25 protein-coding genes and 2 pseudogenes are annotated in these 23,084 nt (G+C 63.9%); 18 read left to right on the top strand and 9 right to left on the bottom strand.

Going from position 1 to position 23,084, the window contains the following annotated elements:
• Nucleotides 1-73: 73 nt before the first annotated feature.
• Both ACX5I6_RS21170 and ACX5I6_RS21165 read right to left on the bottom strand, forming a co-directional pair.
• Nucleotides 74-600: pseudogene (locus tag ACX5I6_RS21170) on the bottom strand (single-stranded DNA-binding protein).
• 386 nt (nucleotides 601-986) lie between these two features.
• Complete coding sequence (locus ACX5I6_RS21165) at nucleotides 987-1,253, bottom strand: glutaredoxin family protein (RefSeq protein ID WP_461841978.1); 267 nt, start codon at nucleotides 1,251-1,253, stop codon at nucleotides 987-989.
• 523 nt (nucleotides 1,254-1,776) lie between these two features.
• Here ACX5I6_RS21165 and ACX5I6_RS21160 point away from each other — a divergent pair.
• A complete protein-coding gene (locus tag ACX5I6_RS21160; protein WP_461841977.1) occupies nucleotides 1,777-2,400 on the top strand; it encodes a helicase associated domain-containing protein in 624 nt (207 codons plus the stop codon).
• A gap of 165 nt (nucleotides 2,401-2,565) precedes the next feature.
• Nucleotides 2,566-2,793, top strand: a complete 228-nt coding sequence (locus ACX5I6_RS21155) for a DUF2188 domain-containing protein (RefSeq protein WP_461841976.1) — start codon at nucleotides 2,566-2,568, stop codon at nucleotides 2,791-2,793.
• A 359-nt stretch (nucleotides 2,794-3,152) separates the two neighbouring features.
• Here the strand turns inward: ACX5I6_RS21155 and ACX5I6_RS21150 are convergent, their stop codons facing one another.
• Nucleotides 3,153-4,499 (bottom strand): ParB/RepB/Spo0J family partition protein, encoded by a 1,347-nt coding sequence (locus ACX5I6_RS21150; protein ID WP_461841975.1) that lies wholly within the window; start codon nucleotides 4,497-4,499, stop codon nucleotides 3,153-3,155.
• Between the two features lie 428 nt (nucleotides 4,500-4,927).
• On the bottom strand, nucleotides 4,928-5,962 hold the full coding sequence (locus tag ACX5I6_RS21145; RefSeq protein WP_461841974.1) for an IS110 family RNA-guided transposase: 1,035 nt from the start codon (nucleotides 5,960-5,962) through the stop codon (nucleotides 4,928-4,930).
• A gap of 337 nt (nucleotides 5,963-6,299) precedes the next feature.
• Between ACX5I6_RS21145 and ACX5I6_RS21140 the strand changes: the two genes are divergently transcribed.
• The 8 genes and pseudogenes from ACX5I6_RS21140 (at nucleotide 6,300) to ACX5I6_RS21105 (ending at nucleotide 12,186) form a co-directional block, all read left to right on the top strand.
• Nucleotides 6,300-7,517: an IS110 family RNA-guided transposase gene (locus ACX5I6_RS21140; protein WP_461841973.1), complete on the top strand. Its 1,218-nt coding sequence runs from the start codon at nucleotides 6,300-6,302 to the stop codon at nucleotides 7,515-7,517.
• Between the two features lie 235 nt (nucleotides 7,518-7,752).
• Entirely contained in the window at nucleotides 7,753-8,295 is a 543-nt protein-coding gene (locus ACX5I6_RS21135) for a hypothetical protein (protein ID WP_461841972.1), read from the top strand.
• A gap of 131 nt (nucleotides 8,296-8,426) precedes the next feature.
• On the top strand, nucleotides 8,427-9,161 hold the full coding sequence (locus ACX5I6_RS21130) for a YcnI family copper-binding membrane protein (RefSeq protein WP_461841971.1): 735 nt from the start codon (nucleotides 8,427-8,429) through the stop codon (nucleotides 9,159-9,161).
• A 73-nt stretch (nucleotides 9,162-9,234) separates the two neighbouring features.
• Nucleotides 9,235-9,795, top strand: a complete 561-nt coding sequence (locus tag ACX5I6_RS21125; RefSeq protein WP_461841970.1) for a copper resistance CopC family protein — start codon at nucleotides 9,235-9,237, stop codon at nucleotides 9,793-9,795.
• An 83-nt stretch (nucleotides 9,796-9,878) separates the two neighbouring features.
• Nucleotides 9,879-10,058 (top strand): annotated as a pseudogene (locus ACX5I6_RS21120) (IS110 family transposase); the annotation flags it as partial.
• A 534-nt stretch (nucleotides 10,059-10,592) separates the two neighbouring features.
• The gene (locus ACX5I6_RS21115) at nucleotides 10,593-11,018 is read left to right on the top strand and encodes a hypothetical protein (protein ID WP_461841969.1); all 426 of its coding nucleotides are present in this window, start codon (nucleotides 10,593-10,595) and stop codon (nucleotides 11,016-11,018) included.
• A 3-nt stretch (nucleotides 11,019-11,021) separates the two neighbouring features.
• Nucleotides 11,022-11,456, top strand: coding sequence for a hypothetical protein (locus ACX5I6_RS21110; RefSeq protein WP_461841968.1), 435 nt, complete (start codon nucleotides 11,022-11,024; stop codon nucleotides 11,454-11,456).
• A 559-nt stretch (nucleotides 11,457-12,015) separates the two neighbouring features.
• Complete coding sequence (locus ACX5I6_RS21105) at nucleotides 12,016-12,186, top strand: hypothetical protein (protein WP_461841967.1); 171 nt, start codon at nucleotides 12,016-12,018, stop codon at nucleotides 12,184-12,186.
• Between the two features lie 164 nt (nucleotides 12,187-12,350).
• Here the strand turns inward: ACX5I6_RS21105 and ACX5I6_RS21100 are convergent, their stop codons facing one another.
• From ACX5I6_RS21100 to dprA, 3 genes are all read right to left on the bottom strand, one after another.
• Nucleotides 12,351-12,503, bottom strand: coding sequence for a hypothetical protein (locus ACX5I6_RS21100; protein ID WP_461841966.1), 153 nt, complete (start codon nucleotides 12,501-12,503; stop codon nucleotides 12,351-12,353).
• Between the two features lie 181 nt (nucleotides 12,504-12,684).
• Nucleotides 12,685-13,710: a DUF4192 domain-containing protein gene (locus tag ACX5I6_RS21095; protein WP_461841965.1), complete on the bottom strand. Its 1,026-nt coding sequence runs from the start codon at nucleotides 13,708-13,710 to the stop codon at nucleotides 12,685-12,687.
• Nucleotides 13,711-14,278: 568 nt separating this feature from the next.
• On the bottom strand, nucleotides 14,279-15,187 hold the full coding sequence (gene dprA / locus ACX5I6_RS21090; RefSeq protein ID WP_461841964.1) for a DNA-processing protein DprA: 909 nt from the start codon (nucleotides 15,185-15,187) through the stop codon (nucleotides 14,279-14,281).
• Between the two features lie 1,008 nt (nucleotides 15,188-16,195).
• Here dprA and ACX5I6_RS21085 point away from each other — a divergent pair.
• Together ACX5I6_RS21085 and ACX5I6_RS21080 are read left to right on the top strand one after the other, a co-directional pair.
• Nucleotides 16,196-16,939, top strand: coding sequence for a GAF and ANTAR domain-containing protein (locus ACX5I6_RS21085; RefSeq protein WP_461841963.1), 744 nt, complete (start codon nucleotides 16,196-16,198; stop codon nucleotides 16,937-16,939).
• Nucleotides 16,940-17,316: 377 nt separating this feature from the next.
• Nucleotides 17,317-17,586, top strand: coding sequence for a hypothetical protein (locus ACX5I6_RS21080; RefSeq protein WP_461841962.1), 270 nt, complete (start codon nucleotides 17,317-17,319; stop codon nucleotides 17,584-17,586).
• 80 nt (nucleotides 17,587-17,666) lie between these two features.
• Here ACX5I6_RS21080 and ACX5I6_RS21075 read toward each other — a convergent pair whose 3' ends face one another.
• Complete coding sequence (locus tag ACX5I6_RS21075; RefSeq protein ID WP_461841961.1) at nucleotides 17,667-17,927, bottom strand: hypothetical protein; 261 nt, start codon at nucleotides 17,925-17,927, stop codon at nucleotides 17,667-17,669.
• Nucleotides 17,928-18,428: 501 nt separating this feature from the next.
• On the opposite strand from ACX5I6_RS21075, the gene ACX5I6_RS21070 reads away from it, so the two are divergent.
• Both ACX5I6_RS21070 and ACX5I6_RS21065 read left to right on the top strand, forming a co-directional pair.
• Entirely contained in the window at nucleotides 18,429-18,662 is a 234-nt protein-coding gene (locus ACX5I6_RS21070) for a hypothetical protein (RefSeq protein ID WP_461841960.1), read from the top strand.
• A 91-nt stretch (nucleotides 18,663-18,753) separates the two neighbouring features.
• Nucleotides 18,754-20,031 (top strand): glycosyl hydrolase, encoded by a 1,278-nt coding sequence (locus ACX5I6_RS21065; RefSeq protein WP_461841959.1) that lies wholly within the window; start codon nucleotides 18,754-18,756, stop codon nucleotides 20,029-20,031.
• An 82-nt stretch (nucleotides 20,032-20,113) separates the two neighbouring features.
• Here the strand turns inward: ACX5I6_RS21065 and ACX5I6_RS21060 are convergent, their stop codons facing one another.
• Nucleotides 20,114-20,560, bottom strand: coding sequence for a hypothetical protein (locus tag ACX5I6_RS21060; protein ID WP_461841958.1), 447 nt, complete (start codon nucleotides 20,558-20,560; stop codon nucleotides 20,114-20,116).
• A 304-nt stretch (nucleotides 20,561-20,864) separates the two neighbouring features.
• On the opposite strand from ACX5I6_RS21060, the gene ACX5I6_RS21055 reads away from it, so the two are divergent.
• The 4 genes from ACX5I6_RS21055 to ACX5I6_RS21040 all read left to right on the top strand — a co-directional run bounded on the left by ACX5I6_RS21055 (nucleotide 20,865) and on the right by ACX5I6_RS21040 (nucleotide 22,998).
• Nucleotides 20,865-21,476 (top strand): TasA family protein, encoded by a 612-nt coding sequence (locus ACX5I6_RS21055; RefSeq protein WP_461841957.1) that lies wholly within the window; start codon nucleotides 20,865-20,867, stop codon nucleotides 21,474-21,476.
• Nucleotides 21,477-21,505: 29 nt separating this feature from the next.
• Nucleotides 21,506-22,132: a signal peptidase I gene (locus ACX5I6_RS21050; RefSeq protein WP_461841956.1), complete on the top strand. Its 627-nt coding sequence runs from the start codon at nucleotides 21,506-21,508 to the stop codon at nucleotides 22,130-22,132.
• Complete coding sequence (locus ACX5I6_RS21045; RefSeq protein WP_461841955.1) at nucleotides 22,125-22,502, top strand: Hpt domain-containing protein; 378 nt, start codon at nucleotides 22,125-22,127, stop codon at nucleotides 22,500-22,502. The genes ACX5I6_RS21050 and ACX5I6_RS21045 overlap by 8 nt, the downstream gene beginning before the upstream one ends.
• A gap of 97 nt (nucleotides 22,503-22,599) precedes the next feature.
• Nucleotides 22,600-22,998: a SpoIIAA family protein gene (locus ACX5I6_RS21040; protein WP_461841954.1), complete on the top strand. Its 399-nt coding sequence runs from the start codon at nucleotides 22,600-22,602 to the stop codon at nucleotides 22,996-22,998.
• The last annotated feature ends 86 nt before the right edge of the window (nucleotides 22,999-23,084 follow it).

Below are 23,084 nucleotides of genomic sequence, written 5' to 3'. Positions count from 1 at the left end.
CCTCTACTCATGGTTTTGATGGTGCGGTGCCTGCCAGGGCCAGCGTATCTGCTGACCCCGACAGGTGTACTGCCTAGAAAGGGGGTTCAGCGTCCGGCCCGTTGCCCCAACCACCGGCGGCGTTGCTGTTCGCCGGCACTGCCCAGGGGTCATCCTGGGGCGCCGACTGGCCTCCCCGGCACCGTTCCCCTGGTTCCCGAAACCGCCACCGGCCTGACCGCCCTGGCCGCCGCTGCGCTGGGTGCGGTTGACCTTGGCATTCGCGTACCGAAGGGACGGGCCGATCTCGTCCACTTCGAGCTCGATCACGGTGCGCTTCTCGCCTTCCTTCGTTTCGTAGGAACGGGACTTCAGCCGGCCCGTGACGATCACGCGCATGCCCTTGGTCAGGGACTCAGCCACGTTCTCAGCCGCTTCCCGCCACACACTGGCCCGGAGAAACAGCGTCTCCCCGTCCTTCCACTCGTTGGACTGACGGTCGAACGTCCTGGGCGTGGATGCGATGGTGAAATTCGCGACGGCCGACCCACTCGGGGTGAACCGCAACTCCGGGTCCGATGTCAGGTTTCCAATAACAGTAATCGTGGTTTCGCCGGCCATGATGGTTCCTTTTCCTCGTGCGCTGGTGATGTTCTCGATGGGTGTTGTCGGTTCATTCTGAAGTTCGGCCCCACCCGGTTCGTCGTGAGTGAGGTCGTTGGGCTGGTACTGGTTCGCAGTGTGCGCGTCCCAAAGACCGCCGTCCCCGAGCGGCGCGCGGGTGATCGTCTGAAGGTACCGATCATCCCCTCCCCTGTCCGGGACGGAGTAACCGTCGTACAGGCCCTCCGCGAGGGGTTCCACAATGGCGGGTTCTACAACGTAGGGGTCCACAACATCGGAGGGAATCCGGCCGCTGGGGTTAACCTGCCGGAACAGGTCCACCTCCAACGGGATCCGCGGGCTCAGCTTGTACCCGACGACCGGGCGCAGGGCGGCCATCGTCCTCACGCCGCCTTGTGACTCATGGCTGCCTGGACGAGCTTGTCGCGGCGGAGGCCCGACCAGTGGTCCTGGTCATCGGCGTTGTTCACGACGACCGGCGCCTGGGAGTAGCCGAGTTCGACTGTGATGTACTCAAGCGCTGCCGGAACTTCCGTGATGTCAACGGCCGTGTAAGTGATGCCCTTGGAGTCGAAGTAGTCCTTCGTCTTCTCGCAGTTGGGGCAGTCGGGCTTGGTGTAGACCGTGTAAGCGGTCGGTGTTGCAGTCATTTTCAGTACCTGGTTTCGTATCACATGAGTATCGTTCGTCTGGCTGACTTGCTACCTCAATTCTAGCAATCATTCAACTGAATGAATAGAGGTATTTCCGCGTATTTTAGGGATTTTTCGGGTTACATCGTCCTCCAGAATGAGTGCAGGTGACCCCGCATCTGAACCCCGGATGGAAGGCGGGTAACTCCGCCGGCGACTGTGGTCATCCCCGCAGGTTCCCCCGGCGGAAGCCCCCGTGCGTCGTAGAAGGTTTGTGCCGGCTGTGGTGACGTGAGGGTCCTTGAGTCATTGCCGATGTGAAGAGGTGTCGTCCCGGCTGAAAGAAGTGTCTGTCCTGGCATGGGTGTGCCGGTGGTGTCGGTGGTGGACCATGGGAAAAGTTCCCGGCCGGGCAGGATGCCCGGCAGTGGGTAGCCTGCCGTGAGGTACTGTCCAAGGATTGGTTGGCTGGTGCGGAATGTGGGGGGGTTGGCGTATGGGTGGTGCGCGGCGTGCTGCACCGAATCCGGAGTGGGTGCAGATGTATCGGAGGGGTCTGCCCGCGTCCAGGATCGCCTCGCTATCGGATGCCGCGGGATCCACGGTCCGGTACCACCTGCACATAGCAGCGAACGAAGACCCGTCGATCCGGGCCGAGCATCGCCGGGCGGCATCGCCCCGTCCGGTCAGGATGGACGGCCGCAGCCTGAAAAACCTCGAGGACGTTATTGCCCTGTACCGGGCGGAGCGCCGGCTGCCCAGCTCCCGGGCGAAGTCCGCACGGGAGCGGGCCCTTAGCAGCTGGCTCGGGCGCAAACGTCAGGACTCCGCGAATGGCACCCTCTCCCCCACTGTCAAAGACCGACTTGCCGAAATTCCCGGCTGGGACGCGCCGCGCCGGCAAAAGGAACACCGTGAAGACCTGTGGAATCGGCGCCTGGCCGAACTCACCGCCTACCGGGCCGAGGGCAATGACTGGCCTCTGCACAAGAAGGCCGGCACCGAGCAGGAGCGGGTGCTTGGGGTGTGGCTCCACGGCCAAAGAATCACCTCCCGTCAAGGCACATTAACCCCCGTCAGGCGGGCGCTGCTGGACGCGGAGTTGCCGGGATGGCGGGAAGGCCGGCCCCGGCGGGGCGGGCGACCGAAACCAGCCACGCCTTGAAAACTAAGCATGCTTTCTATTAGTTTGGTGTCAGCTTCTCCGCCTGTCCCCCATCAGGCGGAGCGGCTGCCAGGAAGGCCCCGCACGACGAACGTTTTGCGGGGTTTTTCGCTATCCGCACTTGCGCAGCGGGTGCCATTATCCGAACGGCAGAGGGAGTATGCAGTGGCTCAGGGCGATATCGAGACGTATTACGAAGACGGCCAGTGGAAGAACAAGCGTGAGGGTGCTGACCGCGCGTTTGGCGCCGGTTACGGCACCAAGGAAGAAGCGGTGGCTGCGGGCCGGGAAGCGGCCCGGGCTGACAAGGTGGAGCACGTCATCAAGAACCAGGACGGCCAGATCGCTGAGAAGAACAGCTACGGCAACGATCCGCGGAACGTCCCGGGCTGATTGCCGAGTGACGCTTTTGCGTTGCGGTTTGTCTGGAGATACAAGAATGGCCGGCGGTTAGGCCGGCCATTCTGCGTTCTCCTCGGCAAAGGAAACTTATGGGTTCAGCGTAGCTGAATGTTCTTCTTCGGGTACTGGAGTTGGTGGGAGCGTCGTTGTTCCCTGGGGGCGCGGCACCTGGTGGGCGTGGTCGTGGGGTGCGTTAATCGGCGGTCCGTCGCTGGTGAGTGGCTGCTGTGGTTCGCCCCGGGCGGCGGACCGCCCGACTTCTGGAAGGTTCCTGGCCTTCCTGCGGCGATTGGGGTGGGGCCTGTGCCGGGCGGGGTTTGGGATCCGCCGCCCGGCACAGAAGCCGTGGTTTATCCGGCTGTCTCGGTCTTGTCGCCGCTGTCGATGATGATCTGCTCGGTCTCGGAGGCGGTGTATCCCCAAAGGACCAGTTGGTTCAGGTAGTCCCGGTGGGTTTGGCTCGGTGAGCGCCACGAGTCTTTCTGGATGGTCTTTTCGTACCCGGCGCAGATCAGGGCAATCAGTGCGAACTCCGGGCGGGCGGTCGTTTTGGCGACATGGTCCCGCAGCGGGTTCCACGCCCACTGGTTGGATTCTTCAATCTTCACTCCGGCCATTTCGGCGGCCACCTTGCCCTCGTAGCCGCTGGCGGTTTCTGGGTGGTGGGTGATCGCGTGTGCGGTGAAGTACTGCCAGCCCTTGGGGGCCTGCTTCTTTGCCAGCAGGTTTTTGACCCATTCGCGGCGGACGGTTGTAGCGGACTGCATCAGCTTGTTGTTCTCGATCAGGGTCTTCCGTTCGGCCTTCTGTTCCTCGGTCATGGGGCCTTTGGGGGCCGAAGAGGAGCCGTAGCCGCCGTAGTAGCGGAGCGTGAAACCGAGGTCTTTCCAGCCGGTCACGACGGGAACGGCGGAGTGCTCGCCGCGGTAGCCGGTCTCGATGTAGACGGCGTTGCCGTCCTCGTCGGTGGCCGGTTCCCCATCTGCCCTTTTCAGGGACGTGACGCGGAGCGTTTCGCTGTCCTCCCCGTACCCGCACTCGGGAACCACGATGATTCCGGCGGCTTCCAGCTCTGCGGTGAGTCCGGCCAGCGCGGCGGCGCGGTCGCGCTTGTCGCGCAGCTGCTGGGTGACGTGCAGGAGCATGTCGGGTTCGTCCATGATGACCGATTCCAGTTCGGCCGTCGCGTCCTCGTCCGCCTCAAATTCGGCCAGAATCAGGGCTTCTTCGATGGTGTACCCCTTGCCCAGGGCGGCGGCTCCGGTCTCGGTGGACTTGGCTTTGAGGGCACTCTCGACGGTGGACTTGGTCCGCCCGGTCTTCTTGGCGATCGCGGCGGCGGAGACGCCAATCAGGGACAGCTGGTGGTAGGCGTCGGCCTCGTCGGCTGCGGTGAGTCCGGCGCGCTGGATGTTCTCCACTACCTGCGTCACGATGCGTTCTGCTTCCTCTGGGCTGTCGATGATCATGACCGGAATCAGGGGCCGGGCGGCTTCGACGGCGGCGCGGGTGCGGCGCTGGCCCATCAGGACGTGCACGGTTCCGTCGTCCTTGCGGTGGGCGATCACGGGTTCCATCACGCCGTGTTCCTTAACGCTGGCGACGAAGTCAGTGGTCAGGGCGGCGTCCTTGCGGACGTTGATGTCCACGGTCAGGGTTGCCGGGTCGAGCATTTCAAGCGTGGGTGCTGCATTCATTGGTGTTGCTCCTTCTTGCCGAGAAGTTGGGTGGGTGGGGCGGCTCAGGTGACCGGCCAGCTCCCCTCTCCCCGTTGTTTTTGGCTGCTGGCGAAGCTTGCGGAGCTGTGCACGTGCAGGCCCGTCTACCCGCAGGGCAAGACCCGGGAAATCTTCGGAGGAAATAAGCGACGAAGGAGCGCCGGAGAAGACTTTCCGGGGCGCAGGCCCCGGAGGAACGGAGGGGCTAGAGGCGCCGGAACGGGCACGTACAATCCGAAGGACAGCAGCCAAAAACGGTAATACTGGAACAGTCCTTGAGCCAGCGTGACCCAGCCAAAAACTGACGTACCAGGCGGAACTGTCTTCCCGACGATCTGTCCGCCGGCTCAAGGTCCGTTAAAGGGGTGTCGAGCCAGGCGGACATGACCTCATAGCGCCTCTGTGTGTCAAGCAGCCAGTTTTTGGGCTTGGTGGTGATCGTGCAGGATCCGCCTGTAGAGGACATTGGAGAGGCGTCGTTTAAGTGCCCTGCGGGCTTCGCGGGGTGTTTTTCCTTCGGCGGTTTTCTTCAGGTAGTACTCCCGGCCTGGTCCGGGGTCACGGCTTTGGCAGACGGCCATGGTGTGCAGCACGGAATTGAGCTGCCGGTTGCCTCCGGTGTTGAGTCTGTGGCGGTTTTGTTGGCCGCTGGAGGCGTCCAGGGGTGCTGTTCCGGTGTAGCTGGCGAAGTGTGAGGCGCTGGGGAATCTGGTGATGTCCCCGACATGGCCGAGGAGTTTCGCCGCGAGGACGACCCCGACTCCTGGGATTTCCTGCAGTGTCGTGGCGGACGCGGCCAGGGCGTCGCGGGTTTGTGCTTCGTTGTTTTTGATGCCGGCGTCGATGCGTCGCAGATCGGCCAGCAATTCCCTGGCGAGTTCGCGTCTGACCGCGTCGGTGGCTGTTGCCGGCCGGATGGTACGCATCGCGGCGGCAGCCTTTTCGGCGCTAAGGCCGGGCTCAACTCCTCCCGGTATCAGCTCGCGCAGCAGCCGGTGCAGGCGGTTGAGCAGCCGGGCGCGTTCGTGGCCGAGGTCTTCGCGGCGTTCGGCCAGCAGGCGCAGAATTGTGCTCTGGTTTTCGGCAGCGACTGGGCGCAGATGCTCCTGACGGAGTGCAGTGACAGCGACGGCGAACGCATCTGCCGGGTCGCTCTTACGGCCACCGCCGGTCGAAAGTACCCTGACCTTCATGGCCAGTGTCGAGGGGACATCGACCACGGATTCGCCGCCGGCCACCAGGATCTGGGCAATTCGGCGGCCGAGACCGTTGGCGCCCTCGATAGCGAATCTGCGTTCGGACCATTGCGCGGCCCATCCCAGCAGTTGCTTGGCCGTGCCTGCGTTGACCACGAAACGCCGCACCGCGAGCTGACAACCCGTGGGATCGATGGCTGAGGCGGTAATGGAGGATTTATGAGGGTCGATGCCGATAACGATCATGTCCGGGTTCCTTTCGCCGACGTCGGTGATGGATCACCCGTGGCGGGCACCCTGACTTGAAGTGTTTGCATGCCTCTGTCGAGCCACGCCCCGGGCGGGTGTCAGCGGCGCGGCACGCTATCAGTGAGCCAACCCGTTCGCAACGGGCGGCAAGGAGCTTGCGGACCTGTGCCGGCTGACACCCTGGACGCTACAAGACTGCAGATCCCGCAGCATCCCACCACCAATGGAACAAGTCAGGAGCCTGATGCGACCAGTCCCGTTACCGTTTTGTCTGCCCACCTGGCCCGCGCCCGATCGATCAGCATTCGACGCGACTGAGGGGCAAATTTCCATCGTGGCAAGCGAACCAACAAAAGTCATCGCAGGTATCGACACCCACGCCGACACGCACCACGTCGCCGTGATCAACGAGCACGGCAAACCCCTCGCGGACAAGGAATTCCTGGCCGTGGGATCGGGATACCGGAAAATCATCGACTTCATCACCAGCTACGGGACAGTCACCGCCGTCGGTGTCGAAGGAACAGGCTCCTACGGCGCCGAGCTCGCCAGAACCCTCCGCGGTGAAGGGCTTACCGTTCTGGAGGTAAACCGCCCGAACCGGGCCGCCCGCCGACTCAACGGAAAATCCGACCCTTTGGATGCCTACCAGGCCGCCAAGTCCGTGCTCGAGGGACGGACGAAGGCGATCCCGAAGGCCAAGGACGGGCCCGTTGAATGCCTGCGGATCGTACGTGCCGGGCGCGCATCAGCGGTCAAGGCCCGAACCGCGGCCATCAACCAGATCAAAGCGCTCCTCGTTTCGGCACCGGACAAGATCCGGGCGAAATACCGGGCAATGGCCGCCTCAGCGCTGATCCCCGCCCTGCAGCGGACGAGACCTTCAGGACACCTGGCGGACCCCGAGTACGTGATCCTTACGACGCTCAAGGCGTTGGCAGCACGCTGCCAAGCACTGGGAGCAGAAATCGACGCTGCTGACGCGGCGCTCAAGGCAATCCTCGACAGCTATGCTCCGATGCTCTGTGATCTCCCAGGAGTCGGGACCGAAGTAGCCAGCCAGCTATTAACCACCTTCGGTGACAACCCGGACCGTCTGGGGAACGAAGCCCAGTTCGCTTCGCTTGTAGGCGTCGCCCCGGTACCAGCCTCATCCGGCAAAACAACCCGCCACCGGCTCAGTAGAGGCGGCGACCGCAGCGCCAATAACGCCTTGCACCAGGTGGTCCTGGTCCGCATGGGCTCGTGCCAACGGACCAAGGAATACGTGGCCAAACGTACCTCCGAGGGCAAGAGCAAACGCGAAATCATGCGCTGCCTCAAACGCTACGCAGCCAGAGAAATCTACCGCCAGATCACCAACCCCCAGCCGGCACCAGACAACTCCGACCTCCGCCGGATGCGGACCGAACTCGGCATGACTATCACGACCGTAGCCGGCGAACTTGGCCAATGGGTATCCATCCTTTCGCGCCTGGAACGCGGACGCATCCGCAACGACGACCTCGCCTCGACCTACCGCCAATGGCTCACCGAGCAAAAAGTAGCCTAAGCCGGGAAGTCCCGGGCTAGGCACGCTGCCACTGCAATGCCAGGCATGCCACCATGTCCGTAGCGGCGGATGATCCGGGTCTTTGGCCTCAGCTAGGGCTTCATCAGGTGCCTAGTGATTACCCGGCAGTGCCCGGGTTTCTCTACAGTAGAAGGTGGCAGTACCGGATGAAAGGGTGGCGAATGGCATGAGTGCGCCCTTCCGTTTCCCTCGCACCGTTGCTTTTACCGCCGCCATGTTTACTCTGGCCGCCGGGGCCCACGTGCTGGCAGGAGGTTTCCTGCCGCAGCCGGCCATCATCGCCGGACTCGTTGCCCTGATGCTGGCGCCTGTGATGATCCTGTCGAAAATAAAGATCAACGCGCCGGTCATGATCGGACTCCTGAGTTTGGGCCAGCTGGTCCTCCACGAGGCCTTCACTGCCTTTTCCGTCTCAACGGCCTTCAGTCCTGTTGACGGCGGGCACATTCATGACGCCGCGCAAGCACACTCCTTAGCCGGGGCAGCAATGCCGGAGCAAGGCGGGGTGCCTGCTGTCCTGATGCTGGTCTTCCACGGTGCCGCGACGCTGGCCACAGGCATGGTCCTGGCCCGCGGAGAAGCAGCTGTCTGGGCCCTGGCCGCGTGGCTGCTCCCGCTGGTTCGAATCCTAACGGCCCTGGTCATCCCAGATTGGCCGCATGTTCCGGCCGCGCCCGCCGCCGTAGTTCCTTCGCGCTGGCGGAGCCTCCGACTGCCTGCCCTGCGCGGCCCGCCAGCCTTCCAGGCCGCGCTTTAGCCAGCTTCTGACCCTCCACACCGTCCCGGGCCCTGTCGTTTAGTAGGGATCCCCCGTGTCCGTGTTGCCCCATTTTTGCGCCGTCGCACTAGCGGCTTCCTTGGCGCACCCACACTTTTGGAAGGCTTGTCTTGAAAACCTCACTCCGTCGTACCCTGAAATCCTTGACCGCCGCCGCAGCCGCCGCGGGAATCATCGCTGTAGGTGCCACCGCCGCATCCGCGCACGTGACCGTGAACCCCGATGACACCGGAGCTAACGGCTACTCGCACCTGACGTTCAACGTCCCCAACGAATCCCCCACCGCCAAGACCAGCAAGCTCGAGGTCAGCCTGCCCACAGACACCCCTTTCACGTCCGTCTCGGTCAAACCCGTCGAGGGCTGGACCGCGCAGGTCATCACCAGCGACCTGCCCAAGCCCGTGACCGTCTCCGGCACTACGGTTACCAAGGCACCGACCTCCGTGGTCTGGACAGCTGACGAAGCCCACCAACTGGGTCAAAACCAGTACCAGGCGTTCTCGCTGTCCGTCGGCAAACTCCCCGCCGAGGGCACCAAAGTCACCTTGAAGGCCGCTCAGACTTACACCGACGGCTCCGTGGTGAACTGGGACGAAGAAAGCGCTGAGGGCCAGCCCGAGCCCAAGCACCCTGCCCCGTCCTTCGTCACAACGGCCGCCGACGAGAAGGCTTCGGCCACCGCATCAGCAACACCCACCGCTGCTGCCGCGGCCCAAACCTCACAGGTCTCCAGCGACGGCGGCTCGGTATGGGGCATCGTCCTGGGCGCAGCCGGCTTCGTCCTGGGAGCAGTAGCACTGGGCCTGGTCCTCGCCGGCCGCCGCACCCGCAGCACCACCAACTAGGTTCACTTACAGGAGCTGCGGCGGGGGCTTCGGCCCCGCCGCAGCTCCTGTAAGTCACAGAGAGAGGACGCGCATGAAAAACCAGCCCCCAGGTCCGGCAACCTGGCTGGGACGTCTGCTCCTCATTTTGACCACAGCGGCGTTTGTGATGGCATCCCCTGTGGCGGCACAGGCCCACGATGTCCTTGTGTCCAGCGACCCGGCCAATGGCTCAACCGTGAGCACTGTCCCGGTGAAGGTCGGGCTGACCTTCGACCACACCCCTATCGCCATCAACTCAATCGTCCGAGTCGAAGATTCCACCGGCACAGATCAGGCAGACGGGCCAGTAAGCATCGTCGACAACCAGGTCACCCAAGCCGTCAAACAAGGCGCTCCCAGCGGAAAGTACACGGTGGTCTGGCGCGTGGTTTCCTCTGACGGCCACCCCATCGAAGGAACCTTCACCTTTACCGCCGGCACGGCGAACACAGCGGCTCCGCCACCGACAACCCCCACGAACGGAAGTACTGGAAACGGTGCGCAGGCGGGACCAACCGCAGCAATCATTGTGGGAGTCGTCCTGTTAAGCGCGTTAGTCGCCTTGGCTCTCATCGTCAGGCGACGGCTAAGAACCGCGGAAACTGGCGACTAACCGCACAGCCCTCATCCTCGCCCCCCTTCTTCACTGGGGAACACCCCTTGCCCCGCCATTTCTGCTCTGAAACAAGAATTTGACGCCACCGGCTCAGTAGAGGCGGCGACCGCAACGCCAATAACGCCTTACACCAGGTAGTCCTGGTCCGCATGGGCTCGTGCCAACGGACCAAGGACTACGTCGCTAAACGCACGTCCGAGGGCAAGAGCAAACGCGAAATCATGCGCTGCCTCAAACGCTACGCAGCCAGAGAAATCTACCGCCAAATCACCAACCCCCAGCCGGCACCAGACAACTCCGACCTCCGCCGTATACGGACCGAACTCGGTGTAACCATCACCACCGCTGCCGGCGAACTTGGTCAATGGGTATCCATCATTTCGCGCCTGGAACAGGGACACATCCGTAACGACGACCTCGCTGTGACCTACCGACAATGGCTTACGGAGCGAGCCGCGGGTCCGCTAGAACCCAGTCGAATCGATGAGCCGAACGTCACCTCCGCGCTGAGACAGCAAAAAACAACCACGGTTCCTTTCCCCAAGTTGATTGCGGGTCGCCCCGTTCATGCCAAGATGAGCCTGTGATCAACCAGTTGGCTATCGAGGCCGGCAACATCAGTCATCAGGGGCCGCGATGAATGCGCAGGAACGTCATTCGCGGCGCTTCCCTCGAATCAAGATCACAGTTCTCGAGCTCTTTTCCTGATCACGGCGATCGTTTTCGCTGCCATAAATCCCACACCCGGCCAGCTCATAATCTCCGGAGTACAACTCGCTGTGGTCGCAATCGCAATGACCGTCACCAACCTGAGGAAAGAACCGGCACCGCCCGAAATATTTCTTGAGGAGGAGCACTTCGACGGCGGCGGCACCATACCCGTGAAAGCCAAAGCCGTATCCAGAATGTGGGGAAACCAACCGGTGGTCTTTTCGGTCTCTCCGCAGTTGCGGATGCTGATGCTGAGCCCCTCGGCCGAAACTTTGGAATTCAGCCTCTCGTATGGCCTGGGACGGTTCTTTGGGCCCTGGATTCTCAAGCGGGAGGACGTAGTAGAGATCCAACGTGTGCGGACATGGTTAGCCCCATACCAAGGTGTCAGAGCTATACCTGTCGTTGGTCGCCCATGGACATTCGTAACACGCGAACCCGCCACCGTGCTCGCGTGCTTGGAGGAACTTGGCTACCCGAAGGCCACCGATGCGTTCAGTCTGTTTTGAGCCGTGAACAGAATCCTGATCTATGTCTTTTGTGCCTTTGTTGGCCAAGCTGGGGCTTACTGGGGACGCTACAGGAATCCCGCCCTGAAGAGGGGGTCACGGATGGACATAATCCTTGGCGTCATCAACGCCTTCTGCAACGCGGGACTCTGTCTTCTGGCAATGATTCTCCCCCTGACCACCGCTTTCGTCGGGATACCCGCGCTGGCCTTCATCGCGGCAGTCCTCCTTCTATCGTCGCTATTCCTATACCGCGTCAAGGTCAGGGACTTGCGGACCAGGCTCGCCAGCAATAACGGACGCAGGGCCCTCCCTGCAGATGCCCAAGCCAAAACGAGATGGCCCTATACGCTCGTCTATGTTCTCGGATACGCCTTCATGGCCACCTACATCGCAACCATCAACGGGACCGTCCCCCTGGAAATATCTCGTCGGTAGCGGGCACCAGCTCCACCTCGATTGATCCACGTCGCACGCAGCGCTACGGTATCTTCGGCTCAGCCACCCAGTGGGTCTGCGATAGCCGTCCAGCCAGGCAATAACCAGTTGACAGAATCACCCAGTCCCCTTGAAATCCAATTTGACGACTATAGGAGCATCGTCGAAGACAAGACAGGGCCAGGGACGGCGGAGCCCTGCGGAGCCGACACTGGCCCAACAGCCGGCCGCGCCAGCGGACGCCCATTCTGATCTTTGGTCCCTTAGGCTGGGGCCATGAACAACACCAGAAGAGCAACGCTCATTTGGTCGCTGGGGGCAGTTGTTTTCTCTCTCATCGGCGTATACATCGCTCTGAGTTCCAACGAGACTTGGTACTCCGTCGTATCGGCAGTCATCCTGCTTCTCGCGGGAACCACTTTCGCGGCTCGTGCGATGTTGTCCCTCCGCGCATCCGGCACGTAGCCCAACACGGGACACCGGCTTTAGCAGTAGACCCGAACTGATGACAGCTAAACAAGCCACCACTCACGGGCGGAGGCCGCCGACCGGGAGGTCCATGAAAATCCTGGCGGTGGTGTTCGGCATCGCAGCGGGCACCTCGGTGGTGTTGGTGGCCGTGGACCTGGTCATTGGTCGGCCCGCTGCCGGCGATATCTATATTGCGGTGCTTAACAGTGCTGTGGCCGCCGTTTGCTGGTGGATGGCTTCTGCCAGTCGGCGCGCCTAAGGAATCCGGCAGGACAGCAGCCAAAACAGAAAGAGCGCTTCTGCAGCCCGAGCGGAGCGAGGCCCTTTCAGTGGTTAAAGGGCTGAGGCCGGCCCTTGGGGCCGGCCTCAGCTTTTCCCTCAGCAAAAGGAAAATCAGTGCTGCAGCGTCATTGCTGCCACAAGTTACAGGTCAAGCGGGAATTTCTCCCAGGAGATATCGACAATGGGGGCGCCTGCCTGCGGCATGGTCAACATGGAGAGTTCGAGAACGTCCTGGGCGTGGGTGGCGTCGGGGGGTGCGGCGTCGTCGTCCGTGAGGATGTACTCGTGGCTCATGTGCTGCCCCCAGGCTGTTAGTGGATCATGTTCGTTTTCCACTGTAGCCCGGCGGCCGGCTGTTACCGGCTTCTGGGGCTGCGCCCGCGGCAGCGTGATCGGCGGCCGGAGGAGCGCACGCGGGGAGGCCGCCCGGCGCACCCAAGGGGGCGGGCCGTTTCCCGGCCCGGCCCCCACCCGTTTAGCGGTGCCGCTTGTAGGCGGTGTCCTGGTTCTTTGCGACGGGGGCGATGGTTCCCCGGCTGACCAGCTGGTCCATGAGTTCTGCGAGTCGGTAGCCCGGCGTGTCAGTCAGGGCGAGCTTGAAGTGGTCTCCGGCGACTGATGATTGGCCTTTGAGGTACGCCAGCCAGCCGATCAGGGTCAGCAGGGGTGCCCGGTACCCTTCGGGTGCGGCGTTGATGAGGTCGCGGGCGGTTTCCTGTGCCCGGTCCACGCGGTCCCAGTCCGGGGTGATCCCCTCCCCCACGAGCAGGTTCCCGCTTCCCTCGGCGTCCGGGGCCTCCGGGTCGATCACGTTGCAGAATAATGTGTCGAGAAGGTCCGGGCGCTGGAAGCACGCCAGCAGCTCCACCGCGGTCTGCGGGTCCAACCAGCCGCCCCGGGTCAGGGTCTGGGCCCACAGTTCCCGGCCCGGGGCCAGCTCTGCACCGAGCACTCCCGGGAGCGCGTGACGGATCTGCTCCTCCCTGTCTGCCGGGCCTGCGAACGGGCCGTAGGTGGTGCCGGGCGTCTTCTGGTAGCTGCTGCCGCGGAACACCAGTTCCGCGTTCAGTTGTCCGTCGGTGATGGATTCCAGCGGTTCGGGCGGGCAGCACCCGGCGTCGCTGTCACACAGCAGGTTTTGCCAGTGCGACGGTGTGACCAGCCAGCCGTCCTGCAGCGGCGTCCCTGCAGTGTCCAGCGCCTCGATGACGGCCTCGACGTGGTCGTGGAAGGGGCGCTCCTTCCCGGGCGCGGGGTTGGTGGCCGTGTAGATCGTCAGCAGCACCGCCGTGGCCTGCGTGTCCAGTGCGAGGTACTCCGTCATGGAGGCGGCGAACTCGGCAGGTTCCGCGGACGCGGGGGCATCAACGCGCAGTGTCGCGCCCAGCGTCTTGCCCCGCATGGTCAGGAACACAAAGGATTCCCGCGGTACGAACCCAAGGGAGTGCGGGATGAAACCGAGGATGTCGGCCGGGCTGGAAATGCGGATTGCGTCAGTCATGTCGAAAGTCCTTTGCTGAGGATCAGGCGGGTGGGGCGGCTCAGGTGACCGGCCAGCGTCCCCTCTCCCCCTTGTTGTTTTGGCTGCTGGCGAAGCTTGCGGAGCTGTGGCCGAGGGAGGCCTGTCTACCCGTGAGGGCAAGGGGCGGGAAATTTCCGGAGGAAATCAGCGACGAAGGAGCGCCGCAGGGACATTTCCCGCACCGCGGGCCCCGGAGGAACGGAGGGGCTAGACGGGCCGGAGCGGACACGTACAATCCGTCAGGACAGCAGCCAAAATGTCGAAGACAATATAGGGCCGGGGGCGGCGGAGCCCTGCGGAGCCGGCACTGGCCCCACAGCCGGCCGCGCCAGCGGACGCCCTTTCCTGGTGAGCTCAGCGAACCTTCCCTCAGCACCCCGGGCTTGCTTTCGGCACCCCAAATAACGGGAGGCCGCGCGCCCCCGGGCCGCCGGCACCTGCGTGTGCGAAACGGCGGTCCGCCCGCGGTGACCCATAGCGCAAGCGGGCCACGACGGCGGACCGCCCGCGGTGACCGCCCCGGCAACGGGACGGCCACCTCAAGGGCTCAGCCTGCGAGGAGTTCGGCCAGTTCGGCCGCATCGGCCACCAGCACCGCCGCCCCTTCTCTCAGGAGCCGGTGGCATCCTGCCGAGTTGGCGCTGTGCACGCTCCCGGGGACGGCCGCGACATGCCGGGCGATGGTCTCCGCGTGATGTGCCGTGTTCAGCGCCCCTGAGCGCCAGCGGGCTTCCACGACACATGTCACGCCTGCGAGGGCGGCAATGATGCGGTTCCTCTGCAGAAACCTGTACCGGGTCGGGGCGGAACCGGGCGGCAGCTCTGAGAGCGTCAGGCCGTTGCCTCGGATCACGGCCGCGAGGTCAGCGTTACCGGACGGGTAGTCCCGATCAAGGCCTCCGGCCAGCACCGCAAGGGTCGCAGGTCCGTCTCCCTGGCTTCCGGCCAAAGCGGCCCGGTGCGCGTGCGCATCGATGCCATAGGCAAGACCCGAGATCACGCAGATTCCACGTTGGGCCAAGCCATACGCCATGGCCCCTGTCACGGAGGCGCCGTAGCTGGTGGAGTCCCGGGACCCTGTCAGGGCCACACACTTCGAAAGTGCTGGGATGCCGTTGTCGACGTTGCCCCGGTACCAGAGCCCGTATGGGGCGTCGGGCAGATCGTCCAGGCCTTCCGGCCAGTGTTCATCCCCCGGGATGAGGAACCCTCCGCCCAGCCGTTCGATGGTGGCCAGGTCCTTTTCCGGGTCCAGGTCAGGCACGCGGGGCGCCCAGCGCTTCAACGCACCTGACAGTTCTTCGGCCGTGATGTCCGGGAGGGTGTGGGCGGGTTGGGCGCCGGTGGCAAGCCGCAGTGCGGCGTACGCGCCGAGCCTGCCCACGAGGGCACGGCCGACACGGTCGCCGGGTTCGAAGAGGCGGGTCAGGGCGGCGCGTGCAATGCGATCGTTCATGGTTTCTCTCGTCCTTTGCTGAGGATCCGGTGAGCGGGCGGCCTTGGTGACCGGCCAGCGTCCCCTCTCCCCCGGGCGTTTTTTGCCTGCTGGCGGAGCAACGCGTAGCTGTGCCCGACGGAGCCGGGGCAACCCGAAGGGCAAGCAGCGGATGGATTGTGGGAGGAAGTAAGCGAAGCGCCGACACAAGGCATCGGCTGCGCAGCCGTCCGCAGGATGGTTGAGCCGGTGGAGCGGGCACGTACGATCCGCAGGACAGCAGCAAAAAAACAGGAAAATGCTTGTACAGCCCGAGCGAAGCGGGGACCGATTCCGGTGCGGCCTACCGTGCCGGCTTACGTCTCTGTCACCATAGGCAGTCAGAGGTGGCGTTCTGGCGCGCCGAGGACGGACCGTCTAATTTGGGACCTGGTTGAGGTCGGCCCGGGACTGACGCCGCAGTCCCCACGGCCCGACCTCAAGAATCTGGGCGCCGGGAAGTGCGGAGGGGACCGGCGAATGCGTGGACAAAATGACCTGAGACTGACCCATCTTCGATCGGGGCCTTCAGGAACGATAGCAGGCCCTGGCCGCCGGCGAAGGACAGTTCAGATCAGTGCAGATTCCCGCTCGTCCACCACACAGTCCCCGCCCGTGGAACGGATCAACAGCCGTCCGAAGGGTTCCCCGGGATCGGAGCTTGAAGCGAAGCCAGCCTAGGACCTGACGCAACGTCAGGATCAAGCCCCGTGCGCGTTGGTCCTGATAGGACGGCCAACCCAATTTGACTCCTATAGGAGGATCGTCGCAGACATAGGGCCAGGGCGCTGGCGCGCTGCGACGCCCTGGCCCCAACATCCGGCCTCGCCAGCGGACGCCCTTGTGGTCGCTCGCAGCCGGCGTTTGGGTCTTACTGGCGATTGCGCGGGCGGTGGAGCATACTCAGGGAAAGCAGCTGCACGCGCTGCTCCATCGTCCTCTTCTGTCCGGCTGAGGGTTGTCAGGGCGGAAGAGGAATGAGACCACTACATGGCCGCCGAACCACGTCCACAGTTGACGGACCTCTTGGTGGACCATTTGCAGGATCTCGTCCTGAAAACTGAGGACGTCAAAGAAATGCTCGACGAACTCGCTGAGTACTCCGCCGTTACCTTGACGGACCCGGCGGAGGCGTTTTGCAGCATCACGCTGATTCAACGGAAAAAGCCAGTCACCGTGGCCCGCAGCGAAGAGAGCGCAGTCCGTCTGGACGAAACCCAATACGCTGCCGACGATGGTCCCTGCCTGACGGCGATCCGAGAGCAGTCCGTGGTGCATGTGCCGGATTTGAGTAACGACGACCGGTGGCCCGCCTTCAGGGCAGCCGCGCTGGAGGCGGGAATAGGATCCAGCCTGTCCGTGCCGCTGCTCCTTGAGGGGGAAGCGGAAGCAGGCCTGAACCTATATTCCGCCCGGTCCCATGGCTTCAGCGGCGACGACATCAGCATGGTTGAGACATATTCCTACCACGCCTCGAAGGCGCTCCGACTTGCCGTGCGGATCAGCCAACTGGCCGAGGCGAAAGCCCACCTCATCGCTGCCATGGAATCCCGGACCACCATCGACCTCGCCGCCGGCGCCATCATGGCTCAGAACCGCTGCAACCAGGAGACAGCCATGAAGATCCTGACAATCGCCTCCAACACCCGGAACGTCAAACTCCGCGACATCGCCGCAGCAGTGGTCGAGTCCGTTTCCCATGACCCGACAGTCCGGACGCACTTCGACGCGTAACGAACTTCGCCGCGCAACCCGCCACCCGGCGGTTGTCAGGCAGCCAACACCGTTACGGCCAGCGGCACCGGCGTCTTGTGCGAGCACGCTTCGGTACTCCCATCGACCAGCGCATCCAGCCGCAGCTGAAGCTCTAGCGGGGCCGGCGGGCAGTGCCGGCTGGTATGTTGCCGCAGCGCTGTACGGCCCGTGAGCCCGGCCCGTTTGCCGGAGCGGTCGGGGCCTGGAACAGCTATCGCCAACTCGCCGCAATGTGGGGATCGATTTTATGCCCCTCCTGTGGGCTACTGTTTTCTCGGATGTGAGACGTACTGTTGGCGAACTCCCCCTCACGCGGGGTCCGGTTCGGCAGGAATGGTGAGGATGGGCCGGAGGAGATGAGCCTCAGTGAGCTGTGGGACCGGATTGACGCAGAGACACGCCAGTGGCTCTTGGATAACCCTGCGTGCGTGCTCGTTCCGAACACGATCACAGCGCGGATCCAGGAAACTTCTGACCGGCAGCTGGACGTCGATGAGCACGGACAGATGATTCTCCGCCGTGAAGATCTTGATTTCGTCCGCGAAAAAGGTGCCGGCGCGGGCGCGGCCCAGATCAGCGACGACCTTCGGTTCTTCGATGCGAACCAACCCAGGCAGAGCAACTAGGCCTGCACCTCTCCTCAGGGCATCCTTCCCCGTATATGCGGTTGCAGAGCATCGCCGCGACATCGCCACGCGGGGCACGGTCAGTGCAGATCAGGTGCGCTGGAAATGAAGTAGTCGGCAGCTGCCGGTCCTTTCATCCCGACATGGTTATGCCCGGGCGTGATGTTGTGGGCCTTCAGCGCTTCCCACAGCGCCGCAGGGGGCCGCGGTTTTTCCTTGTTCAGCAGACACCAGCTCGTGTAAAGACCGTAGAGCTCATCCGGGCCAAGTCCGGTGTCTTTGTCCTTTTCTTCATCGATGGCCTGGGCGAAGAAGGCCTCAAAGTGCGGTCGGCTCACCATTACTGCCTTTCATCAACCCAACCCGGGGTGCCAGGTTCTCCGAACGTTCTGTTGGTGAATCTACACTCCGGTTCACAGACCGTCATACCGTGCAGCGTGCCTTTGGTTAGCCAGGCAGGACAGTGAGGTTCCGGAAACGGAGATGTGCTTGGGCAGAGGAAGAGCCAGCAGAAGGAGAGGACCCGGCGCTTCCCACGTCCCCCTAATGTTCGGGCCTGGCAGAGATTAGGTAACCCGGTGCCCTCCAGGCAGTCGTTGGTAAATTTAGGATGGTGTCAGGTCACATGAGTTTCCCGGTCCGGGGGCCCGGGTTAGGTGTGGCCGGCGCCGAGAGGTCCCGGTGAGAGCATTCGCTCTGGGACCCGAGGACCCACCCCCAGCCGGCGCCGGTCACTTTCACTGCCCGGCCACCGAAAGGCCAGTCACGGCGGGGCCTGAGGGATAGGGAGGTCGGGTCTTTGGCCCTTAGCCCCCCGGATGTGCGCGCTGCATGATGTCACTATGCCCTACTTCCTGCAATACGTGACCGGTGTTACGGTCGGCCTCTTTGCGATCGAGGGCCTGGATGTCAGCAATATCCTGTCCAGCGCGCAAGAGGCCGTGCGGGGCTTGGACTGCCGCCGCGCGGCGTTGTTGTATTCCCCGGACCCGGTCCCGGCCTTCGGCAAAGGCATGCCCCTCGCGGCCTATACCAGTATCTGCCGGTGGGTCATCGAGGAGGAATGGCCAGAGTAATCCCTCCCCGGCCATGGACCAGTAAGTTCAACGTGGTCGGTCCCGGACCCTAGGATGGGGAACAAAACCGCAGGCCAACAGGGGGTTCACCATGCCTGACGCTACTCCAACCCGCCCTGGCGACAGCCGGCGTGAGGACTTTCTGGACCGGTTCAAGTCCTGGGCGTTGCCCGTGCTGGTCGTGGTGCTCGCCGCAGGGCTTGGTACCGCCGGTGTCGTCAATGGCCTTACCGATCGGGACCGAAAGGCGCAGGAGACCGCCGCGAGCCGCGCCGCCGAAGCGATTCCGGTGTGTGAGGTGACTGACCGGAAAGACCTGGCCCCGGAGTCCCGGGCCCTGTTTGGTGTCAACCTGAGCCTGGACGCGAAACCGCTGGCGCAGTACGCGGCCGATCTCGGGCACAGGCCGGCGGTGAGTGTGTCCTTCGCTGACTTCCCGTACACCGCCGCCGAACGGGTGCAATTGCAGCAGGCCGCGGCCCAGATGCGGGCGGACGGGCACATCATGCTGCTGACTCTTGAACCGAAGCAGGGCCTGGCGGCGATCACCGCGGACACCGTGACCGGCCTCGTGAGCGACCTGTCCGCAATGAATTCCGAGGGCGTCCCGGTGATCGTCCGGTTCGCCCACGAAATGAACGGCTCCTGGTACCCGTGGTCCCAGCAACCCATCGAATACAAGGCAGCATTTGCCCGGGTGGCCGCCGCGATCCATGCCGGCGCTCCGGGGTCGGCCATGATGTGGGCGCCGAACTACGCCGGCGGGTATCCCTTTACCGGCGGCCAGTATGAAGCCAAGCCGGGCACCCCGGACTTTGCTGCCCTGGACACGGATCACGACGGCGCCCTGACCATGGCCGACGACTCCTATGCCCCCTACTACCCCGGGGATGAGGCCGTGGATTGGGTGGGCATGTCCCTTTACCACTGGGGCGCGAAGTACCCGTGGGGCGAAAACGAGCTCCCCGAAGCCAACAAGTTCGCGGACCAGCTGACCGGGAACTATGCCGGCGCCAACGGCGATGACACCCTGCTCCCGGACTTTTACCAGGTCTACGGCCACGACCACGGCAAGCCCGTCGCGATCCCCGAAACCGCGGCCCTGTACAACCCGGCCGCGGGAGGGGCCGCGGAAATCGACATCAAACGCCTCTGGTGGGAACAGGTCTTCAGCCCGGACACCGCCGCTAAATTCCCGAACCTGAAGATGATCAACTGGTTCGAATGGGACAAGAACGAAGTCGAAGTCAACGGCCGGATCGACTGGACCGTGACCAACAGCCCTTCCATCCGGGACTCCTTCACCGCGGCACTGCCGGGCTGGCTGCACTACGGCACCGGGACGACCTGCCGGCCGGCCTCGTCCTGACCACCGACCGTCCCGCCGCCCAGATTCGACGCGACTGCAGGGCATCATCGATGTCGAGCCGGTCACTGTTCCGCGGACTGGATCAGCAGACAGTGACGGGGTTCGGTGTGCTCGACCAGGCGTAGCTGGTTCCCGGGACCTTGTATTGGGCATCGATGCTGTAGGTCCACTTGTTTCCCGGGCTCGGTGCCGTGTAGGTCCCGCCGGGGTTGAGCGTCACGGGGGACGCTGCGAGTCCGGTGGAATCCTTGACGACCAGCACGTAGTTGTTCGCCTTGGCGACAACCCCATGGTTGGTGACGGTGATGGTGAGCCGGAATTTCCCGCTGCCGCCGTTCGGGGTACAGGTCACGGTGACGGTGTTCCCGGTCGGGCTGGCCAGCTTGTAGGAGCCGATCGAGGTGGTGCCGGCGTTCAGGGTCCGGGTGAACATCGCGTTGGCCGCGGGAGCGCCGACCATCAGGCATGCCGTGACGAGACCGGCCAGCAGAACCTGCCCGCGCCGTCCCAGGCGCCTGATCAATGCCACCGCCAACCCCCTTCACGCGCTTTACGTGCCGCGGCCGCGGGCACACCTTGTTGAGCTCACCATCAACCATCCCGTCCGAGTCTCAAGGAAGGGTCAAGGGTCGATCATGTTGCCCGAAATTTGGTTCCACCATCGGGGCTGAGGCGCCCGCGGACCCCTGAACTGCGGAAACTTTGACACGGTCTTGATGGAAGCCAAAGTCCTTCCTTGATGATCCGACGGCAAAGTGGTCCACGGACAGGCCGATCGGGTCTGTGACAGCTCGGCCGGCCCTAGGGGGAAGGCCCTCACGCAGGAGATCATCATGGGTATCAGTCTGAAAACCACCACCGGGAAGATCATCGCTTCCGTCGCCCTGGTCGGCACCGCCGCCAGCGTCGCGGGACTGGGCACCTTCGGTGCCTTCACCTCCACCACCTCAGCCAGCCAGGCCGTCACCGCCGGCACCGTCACTATCGCCCTGCCGGCCGCCGGCGTGGACAACACCCTGAACGTCGCCGTGACCGGCATGCTGCCCGGTGACAAGGTCGAGAAGCTGGTCAAGCTCTCCAACACCGGGAACTCCGACCTGAACAACGTCACCCTCGCCACCGACGCCGGCGCGACCGCGTCCCTGCTGACCACCGACGGCACCAACGGCCTGCAGCTGACTGTCGAGAACTGCAGCGTCCCGTGGACCGGAGCCGCCGGCGCCTACGCCTGCACCGGCACCCAGTCCACGGTCCTCGCCAGCGGCCCCATCATCACCGGGACCGCCAAGACCCTGGCCAACCTGACCGCGCTGACCGCCACGAAGACCGACAACCTGAAGGTCACCACCGCACTCCCGGCCTCCGCCGACAACACCTTCCAGGGCCTGACCAGCACCATCGGGTTCACCTTCACGGCCACCCAGCGCACCGCCGTTTCCAAGTAAACCCTGCACACCGGAGCGAGGACCCACCCATGAGCGCCGCCGTCAACAGCCCCAGCCTTCCCCTCAGCGGGACCGCGACGGCCGACGACGCGGGTCCTCGTTCCGGCACCGGCCGGTCCGTGAAGGTCCTGCGCCGGGTGGCCTCCGGGCTCGGGACAGGCCTGCTGGTCCTGGCCGTTGCCGCGTTCCTGGCCCTGGCAGTCGGGCCGCGGGTCCTCGGATACCAGACCTCGACAATGCTGACCGGTTCGATGTCCCCGCTGATCAACCCCGGCGACATCGTCGTCACGCACCCGGTACCGGTGGCGGAGATCAAGGCCGGCGACATCATCACCTACCACATCCCGGTCGAAGACCAGCGGGTCGAAACCCACCGGGTCACCCAGATAACGGCCAAGCCTGACGGCACCTATGTCGTGCAAACCAAAGGCGACGCGAACAACGGGGTAGACCCCTGGCTGGCAACGATCAGCACACCCACCGTGGACCGGCACGTCCTGACCGTCCCCTACGTCGGGGACGTGATCAGGGCCATCCGCCAGCCCCTGGTCTTGAACGCTCTGATGTATGGCGCCCCCGCGGTCCTGGTCCTCAGCATGCTCGTCGGGATCTGGCGCAAGACACCAGAAAAAGCAGCCCCGGAGCGCAATGACTGAGGGACGCCCCCTGTTCGATCCGCAGGTCATCCGAAACCTTGCGGACAACCTGGGCAGCAACAGCCTCGCGTCCCGCTTCCTGAACGACTACCTCGACCTGCTGCCCCGACGGAAAACCCGCATCATCAACGCCCTCCACGCAGAAGACCCGGACACGGCCATGGACGCCATCCTCAGCCTGAAAATCGCCTCAGCAATGGTTGGCGCACACGACGCCGAAGTCAAATGCCGCGCCCTCCAGTCCCTGATCGCCAACGGCCAACTTAACACGGCACGACGGGAAGCCACCGCGCTGGGCACCTCACTCGACACCCTGATCATCGATGCCCCGCACATTCTGGCATCCCTGCACCCACATCTGGCTGGCTAGACACAGCCGACCCGACACCGTGCTTCCAACCAAGGGTCACACCCTCGAATCCTGTCTGTTTGATGACGCAGAAGTGCGCGCTGTGTAGGATTTTCCCGTGGGGAAAGAACGGCCAGTTACAGGTGTTGTCGTTGATGGCGGCAAGGGCACCGTGGCATTACGTCCGGACGGCATCATTCACTTGATCTGGAACACCCAGGTTCGCATCGAAGCTCAGGACGCGCGGGCGGCCATGACAGCCGTCAACACCGTAGCTGGCGGGTCCGAGTACCCCATGCTCGTTGACATGGCGACCACGGAGAGCGTCGCCCGCGAAGCACGGTCGGTGTTTTCCATTCCCTGTGCGGCCAACCGTATAGCACTCCTTGGCGCGAGCCCCGTGGACCGGGTCCTCGCCAATTTCTTCCTCAATATTCACATTCCCCCCTGCCCCACCCGGTTCTTCACCTCACGGGATGACGCCCTGGCGTGGTTGGTCAAGGACGTAGACCGGTAGACCCAGCAACCGGCGCTAACCATGTATCACCGGGATTGGAGTTGACGCCCGAGGTCGAACGCACCCGGCGGCTGCCCAGCGACGGC

This window comes from Arthrobacter sp. MMS24-T111 (assembly GCF_054888995.1).
This window is presented reverse-complemented; position numbering and strand designations above follow the sequence as displayed.